A 6,886-nucleotide genomic window follows, 5' to 3' on the forward strand; every position below is an offset into this window, starting at 1 on the left:
GGGTCCGGGGGAAGGGGAGAGGGAAACCTTTTCCAAAAGGTTTCCCTCTCCCCTTCCCCCGGCCGCCGGAGGCACCACAATGACTGACGAAACGCCCCGCGCCGAGATGGAGACCGACATTGTCTGTGTCGGTTTCGGCCCTGCTGCCGGAGGTTTTCTGACCACGCTGACGCGCGGCCTGATGAACGAGGACGGGACGCCCGCGGCCGAGTCGAAGGCCATGCCGGGCATGCCCACGCAGGTGATCTGCTACGAGCGCGCGGACGACATCGGGTTCGGCGTGTCGGGCGTGGTGACCAGGGGGCGGGCCATCCGGGCCTCGTTCCCTGACCTGGACCCGACGCAGATTCCCATGGCCCATGAAGTGGCGGAGGAGAAGGTTCTCTACCTGTCCGACCCGGTGGGCGCGAGCCGCAGGCCGGGCGCGTTCAAGCTGGCCGACAAGGTGCTCGGCCGGTGGATGGAGGACGGGGCGTTCGAGCTGCCGTGGGTGCCGCCGTTCCTGCGCAAGCATCCGGGCATGGTCCTGTCGCTCGGGCAGTTCAACCAGTGGGTGGGCTCCAACCTGATGTGCACCGGCCTGGCCCAGATCTGGCCGTCCAGCCCGGTGGCCGGGCCGCTCGTGGAGGGCGGCGTGGTCAGGGGCGTGCGCATGGCCGACCAGGGCGTGGAGAAGGACGGGACGCCGGGGCCGGGCTTCATGCCGGGCATGGACATGAAGGCCGCCCTGACCGTGGTGGCCGACGGCCCGGTGGGCCCGGTGGGCCGGCAGCTCGATAGAGAGCTGGGGCTGCCCGGGGGCAACCACCGCCGCGAGTGGGCCGTGGGCATGAAGTGCGTGGTGGACCTGCCCGAGGGGTGCGACTGGAAGCCCGGCACGGTCCTGCACACCATCGGCTATCCCGAGCCGGAGATTTTCGGATTTCTGTATGTGTATCCGGGCAACGTGGCCTCGCTGGGCATCTTCGTGCCCTCCTGGTTCGACAACCCGGTCCGCACCGCCTACCGCTACATGCAGCACTGGATGCTGCATCCGTACCTGTGGAAACGCCTTGAGGGCGGCACGCTGCGCTCGTGGGGGGCCAAGTCCCTGGACGAGTCCGGCAGGCGCGGCGAGCCCGTGCTCTGCGGCGACGGTTTCGCCCGCATCGGCGAGGGCTCTGGCTCGACCAACGTGCTGACCGGCTCGGGCGTGGACGAGGCCTGGGCCACGGGCGTGCAACTGGGCGAGGCCGTGCTGGAATTGCTCAAGGACGGCAAGCCGTTCACCAGGGAGAATCTGGAGGCGGGATATGTGGCCCGCCGCCGCGCCTCCTGGGTGGAGGAGGAGGCCAGGGTGGCCGAGAAGTCGCGCGACGGCTTCACCAAGTCGGTGATGCGCGGGTTCCTGGGCATGGGGCTGACCGGGCTGACCAACGGGCTGCTCAACCTGGCCGGCGCGTCGATCAAGCCGCAGGACCGCATCCCGACCGTCGAGGAATATTACAAGGGATACATCGCCGAGGGCGAGATCCGCGAGATCCGGGAGGCCTGCGCCAAGAAGGGCGCGGGGCTGCACGACGCGCTTATGAACCGCGTGGGCTGGCCCGAGATCCCGCTGGACGGCAGACTGCTGGTTTCGCACCAGGACGCGCTGCTGCTGGGCGGCAAGGTCCAGGCCGCGCCCGGCTATGCGGACCACGTCCGATTCCTGAATCCCACGCTGTGCGCCGCCTGCCGCGAGCGGGTCTGCATCGAGGCGTGCTCCGGCCAGGCCATCCACGCCGATCCCGAGGGCGGCGCGCCGCTCTTCGACCGCGAAAAGTGCGTGCATTGCGGGGCATGTCTTTGGAATTGCAGCAAGTCCGGCCCGCGCGACAAGGAGCGGACCAATGTCGAATTCCGGGCAGGTTCGGGCGGGCTGCATTCCGCGGAAAATTGATGTATGACGGCGTCGGCTGTTGCAAAACGGCCGATTGCCTCGTTGCCGCAGGGAGAACGAATTCCCGCGCGGCCATTTTTGAACACCCTCGATTTCGAGTCGAGTGGACCGATTGAAGACGGGCGGCAAGCCATTCCGTCCGGTTGGAAAGCGAGGCGGCGGGGAAGCGTTGTCGCCGCCAATGAACCCAAGGAGTTTGTGAATGGGTAATGTGTTTCATATCGTGGTCTGCGGCTCCATCGTTCCGGACCCGCTCCAGACCCTGACGCCGCAGGTGGGGCCGACCGGACCCGTGCTGCAGAACGAGATGATGCTGCCTGCCGTGCTCGACCCGTGGGCCGGGCACGCCCTGTACGAGGCCGCCAACCTGGCGAAGAACAATCCCGGCTCCCAGGTCTGGCTCGTGGCGCTCGGCCCCAAGGCCAAGCTGCAGCAGGTCATGATGGCCGTGTCCCAGAAGGCCCCGTTCCAACTGGTGGTGGCCGACGGCTCGGCCTCCGGCTTCACCGACGCCTTCGAGACCGCCAGGGTCCTGGCCGCGACCATCGACGGCATCGCCGGGCTGGACAAGTCCAAGCTGCTGCTCTTCGGCGGCTGGCAGTCCGCCTCGCGCGGGTCCGGCGCGGTGATGCAGATGGTGGGCGAGCGGCTCGGCGTCACCGAGCAGTTCCAGGGCGTGGACAAGATCACGGTGGGCGCCGACGGCTCCATCGAGGTCATGGAGCGCGTGGAGGGCGGCGCGTACCTCAAGTCCGTGGTGGACGGCGCGCCCGCCGTCATGGGCTGGGCCACCGGCGAGCTGCCCGAGCCGCCGAACAACCCGCAGATCGGCATGCAGAACATGCAGAAGAACATGCCCGCCCTGATGCAGGCCAAACCCGCCGACCTTTCCGGCGCGTCCCTCAGGTTCGAGACCGTCCAGGTGCCGCAGCAGCGCCGCCAGACCCGCGTGGTCAAGGACGCTCCGCTTGAGGAAATGGCCCGTGAAATCGTCGAGTGGCTGAAGGCCTAGGGGGGAACATGAGCACCATACTTTATCTTGCGCACACCGAATGCGACGGCGGCCTCTCCAAGGTCGCCCTGGAAACCCTGACCGCCGCCAAATCCCTGGCCGAGGGGCTGGGCGCGGAACTGGCCGTGGGCCTCTTCGGCGCTGACGTCGCGGCGGCCGCCGACTCCGTGGCGGGCTGCGGCGCAAAGTTCTACGCGGTCACCGACGCGCTCCTGAACGACGCCGTCTACGCCTCCGACCTGGCCGCCGCCGAGGCCCTGGCCAAGGCCGTGGGGCCGGACATGGTCGTGGCCCCGGCCACCTCGCGCCTGAGCCGCGCCCTGCCGGGCCTGGCCGTGCGGTTGGACGGCCGGGTGGACACCCACCTCTCCGGCCTGGAAGCGAAGGACGGCAAGCCCGCGGCCCGGCGCTGGTTCTACCGCCAGCGCATGGAGGGCGCGCTGACCCGCGACGAGCGGCCCTGGATCGTGACCCTGGACTCCGGCTGCGCCGCCGCCTTTGCGGGCGCGGGCAGCGCCGACGTCCAGGCCGTGGCCGCCGACTTCTCGGGCGTGCGCACCCGGTCGCTCGGCGTGGAGTGCGTTTCCGAGGACGAGCAGACCATCCGCCCGGACGCGAACGTGCTCCTGGTGGCCGGTGCGGGCTGGACCAAGAAGCAGGCCGACGGCGGCGTGCACGTGGACGTGGCCGAGCAGCTCATCCTGGGCTTCCTGGGCGCGACCAAGGCGTCGCTGGGTTCGTCCAAGTCCCTGGTGGACATCTCGGGCGAGGGCGGCTCGGTCATCTCGTTTCTGACCCACATGCACCAGGTCGGGCAGACCGGCGCGTCCCCGCGCCACCCCAAGGGGCTGTCCACCTGCTGCCACGGCGAGGAGCCGCACGTGGTCGGCTGGCGCTTCATCGGCGAGCGCCGCGCCATCAACACCGACGCGGGCTGCGGCTGGGCCCAGGGCAAGTGCGACGTGCTCTACGTCGCCGACGCCTTTGCGCTCATGACCAAGGTCAACGAACTGCTGGGCTAGTCCCGGCCGGAAAAGCGAAAAGCGAGGGCCGCTCCCGATGGGGGCGGCCCTTTTCCGTTACGCCGCTTCGCCGGTCAGTTCGTTGTCGCCATGGAGGGGCATCTGGACGCCGATGGCCTTGAGGGGCGCGCCGTTCTCGTCGCGCAGGAAGACCCGGCCCCGGTCGATGAACCATTTCCAGTGGCCGTCGCCCGCCAGGAGCCGGTGCCTGGACTCGAATTCCTCGGTTTCGCCGCGCAGGTGGGCGTTCAGGGCATCGAGGACGCGGTCCTTGTCCCTGGGGTGGAGCAGGGCCTCCCAACTGGCCAGTACAGGCGGGAATTTGTCGCCGTCATATCCCAGCGTGCGGATGTATTGCGCGTTGAGGATCAGGTCGCCGGTGGGCACGTCCCACTCCCAGGTGCCGACCTGGGCCGCGTCGGTGGACATGCGGTAGCGCCGTTCGCTGACCTCCAGCTCCTTCTGTGCGGCGGCAAGCTCGCGGTGGCTCCGGCGGCTCAGGCAGAAGATCAGCAGGGCGGTGACGGCGATGTAGAGCCAGCCCTTCCATGTCTGGATCGTCGCATAGGTGTTCATGTCCGGGACCATGAGGCCGAGGAGCTTGTCGGACAAGAGAATCCACAGCCCGCCGAAGATGGCGTAAATCGTGGCGATCTTGAGCGCCGGGAGGGTGCACTTGCTTTTTTCCATGGGCAGTCTCCTCTGTTGCATATCCGGAAATCCGACGGAATGGGATTCGAATCGTTTCCGGCGCGGGGAGAGGGGGCTGGCGGCCCGGCGTTACTCCCCGTTTCGGTTCTTTCCCGCCAGGAGGCGCAGCCGCTTGTTTTCTTCGGCCATGGCCTGGATGTGGCGGACGATGGTCTCGCGGTTTTCCAGCAGGCCGTTGAGGGCGTCGGCCAGCTCGGTGGCCGGGTTGTGCTCGTTGGGATGGGGGACGTGATCCACGCGGCAGTCGGCGTCGAGCAGGATGGTCTCGCCCGCCGCGCCCATCTTCATGCAGAAGCCCAGGTCGTCGCTGACCACCTGGGCGCATTCCCGGCCGTCCATGCGGTAGCGGACCTCCATGGCCGAGAACCAGGGATAGGGAGTGCGCTCGAAGACCTCGCGCCGGACGAGCAGGAAGCCCGCGCCCGTCCAGTCCACCGGGAAGAGCCCGGTGCGGTCCGGGGCGACGCGGTCTTGCATCAGGGAGAGGCCCGGCGCGCCGCTCCACCATCCGGCCACGACGCGGCTCTGGTCGTGTTTGTGCAGGTATGCCCCGGAGACGATGTCCCGGTCGTGGGCCAGGAGCCTGCGGACGTGGTCCGGCGTGAAGCCGGTATCCGCGTCCACGCAGAGGAACCAGTCGAAGCCCGAGAGCCGCTGGCGGACCAGGTTGGACCGCTCGCCGTTTATCATGGCGTTGCGGGCGCGGGGCACGTTGCTGCCCTGCTGGGAGACGATCTCGGTCTCGAAATCCGCGCACCGCGCCAGGTCGCGCACGCTTTTCAGCGTGGCCTCGGTGATTCGGCCGTGCTTGGCGAAGGGGATGCCCACCTTGAGTTTCATATCTTCAGTGTAGCACGGACTCTCAGCAACAGTCTCCCTTAATCTTCCGGCCCGTAAGGCGGGCGATCCAGGTCTGGACGATCAGGGCGGCGCAGCCCGTGCCGGGCGTGACCGAGATGGCCCCGGTGGGGCAGTTCCGGGCGCAGGCCCCGCACTCCATGCAGGCGTCGCGGTCGGCCATGTCCGCCTTGCCGTCGGCCACGCGGAAAATGCGGTGGGGACAGACCTCCCCGCAGGCCCCGCAGCCCACGCATTTGTCCCGGTCGAAGGCCAGGGTGGCCGCGTCGTCGAGGTAGCGGAAATCGCGCATGGTCAGGCCCCCCTGCCCAGGAAGGGCGCGGCCAGCCAGAGCGCGGCCGCCGCCAGCGCGGCCAGGGCCATGACGGGCAGGGCGCGGCGCATCTCCCGCTCCACCCCGGTGGGGGAGGTGAACGGGGTCGAGCCGGTGAAGTTCATGGCCAGCCAGGCGGCCAGGGTCACGGTCCACAGCCACAGGGCGGGCAGGTCCCAGGCGGTCCCCGGCCCCAGCAGGTTGGCGATCCCCAGCACCGCGCCCGACAGCGCGCCCTTGAGCGCGAAGTGGCGTAGCGGCAGGCGGGGCAGGGCCAGGGGCACGATCACGTCGCCCGCCGCGATGCCGAGCAGGGTGGCCAGGGCCGCGGCCAGCCCGCGCGTCCAGGCCGCGCCGGGGGAGAAGACGTCCGGCCCGATGCCCGCGAGCAGGAAGGCGGCCGCCAGGAAAATGGCCAGGGGCTTGCCCAGAAGGTACAGCTCCACCGGGATGAGCTCGGCCCGTTCCTTGAGGGTGAAGGTTACGGAGCGCATGGCCTCGTCCGCCTTGCCCGCGCGCAGGAAGGCGGGCAGGTCCACGGCCCGGATGGGGCCGAAGGAGGCCCCGAAACCGCAGCGGCGGCGCAGTCCGCGCGCGGCCACGCCCGTGGCCGAGAGCTGGGGCAGGATCAGGTCGCGGTGGGAGACCACCTCGGACAGGCGGCTTGCGCGCACGGCGTGGGCCACCTCGTCGGTGGAGAAGAGCCCCTTTCCGGCCGCGCACCAGACGTTGACGCCGCGCGTGTCCGCCACCAGCAGCCAGACGTTCTCGCCAGCCAGGGCGGCGCGCACCGCGTCGAAGGTCAGCTTGTAGTTGGCCGTGACCAGGACCGGCGCGTCCGGGCCGGGCTCGCCCACGCAATAGAGGCCCGGCACGACCTTGTAGCCGCCCCGTCCGATGCCGGAGCGGACGGCGGCCGCGCCCAGCCGGTCACGCAGGGAGAGGGCGGTGGCCACGCGGGGCGCCGGACCGGGCTTGGTCTCGATGAACCCGGTGACAAAGGGCTCCACGCGGTAGCCCGGCTTTTCGTGAACCCCGGCACGGGGGTC

General features: G+C 69.5%; 7 protein-coding genes. 3 read left to right on the top strand and 4 right to left on the bottom strand.

Annotated elements, in window-relative coordinates:
* The first annotated feature begins 79 nt into the window (after positions 1 to 79).
* The 3 genes from PHP91_RS16710 (at position 80) to PHP91_RS16720 (ending at position 3,955) form a co-directional block, all read left to right on the top strand.
* Positions 80 to 1,921: a 4Fe-4S ferredoxin gene (locus tag PHP91_RS16710; protein ID WP_300143435.1), complete on the top strand. Its 1,842-nt coding sequence runs from the start codon at positions 80 to 82 to the stop codon at positions 1,919 to 1,921.
* Positions 1,922 to 2,123: 202 nt separating this feature from the next.
* On the top strand, positions 2,124 to 2,933 hold the full coding sequence (locus PHP91_RS16715; RefSeq protein ID WP_300143438.1) for an electron transfer flavoprotein subunit beta: 810 nt from the start codon (positions 2,124 to 2,126) through the stop codon (positions 2,931 to 2,933).
* A gap of 8 nt (positions 2,934 to 2,941) precedes the next feature.
* Positions 2,942 to 3,955, top strand: coding sequence for an electron transfer flavoprotein subunit alpha (locus tag PHP91_RS16720; RefSeq protein ID WP_300143441.1), 1,014 nt, complete (start codon positions 2,942 to 2,944; stop codon positions 3,953 to 3,955).
* A 57-nt stretch (positions 3,956 to 4,012) separates the two neighbouring features.
* On the opposite strand, the gene PHP91_RS16725 is transcribed toward PHP91_RS16720, so the two are convergent.
* The 4 genes from PHP91_RS16725 to hgcA all read right to left on the bottom strand — a co-directional run.
* Positions 4,013 to 4,645 carry a PAS domain-containing protein gene (locus PHP91_RS16725; RefSeq protein WP_300143444.1) on the bottom strand — a complete coding sequence of 211 codons (633 nt, stop codon included), beginning with the start codon at positions 4,643 to 4,645 and terminating at the stop codon, positions 4,013 to 4,015.
* Between the two features lie 90 nt (positions 4,646 to 4,735).
* Positions 4,736 to 5,506 (bottom strand): glycosyltransferase family A protein, encoded by a 771-nt coding sequence (locus PHP91_RS16730; RefSeq protein WP_300143447.1) that lies wholly within the window; start codon positions 5,504 to 5,506, stop codon positions 4,736 to 4,738.
* 22 nt (positions 5,507 to 5,528) lie between these two features.
* On the bottom strand, positions 5,529 to 5,816 hold the full coding sequence (gene hgcB, locus PHP91_RS16735) for a mercury methylation ferredoxin HgcB (RefSeq protein ID WP_300143450.1): 288 nt from the start codon (positions 5,814 to 5,816) through the stop codon (positions 5,529 to 5,531).
* Positions 5,817 to 5,818: 2 nt separating this feature from the next.
* The coding region (gene hgcA / locus PHP91_RS16740; RefSeq protein WP_300143453.1) for a mercury methylation corrinoid protein HgcA at positions 5,819 to 6,886 on the bottom strand (1,068 nt) is incomplete at its 5' end.

The organism is Pseudodesulfovibrio sp. (assembly GCF_028692895.1).
Classification (GTDB): Bacteria; Desulfobacterota; Desulfovibrionia; order Desulfovibrionales; family Desulfovibrionaceae; genus Pseudodesulfovibrio.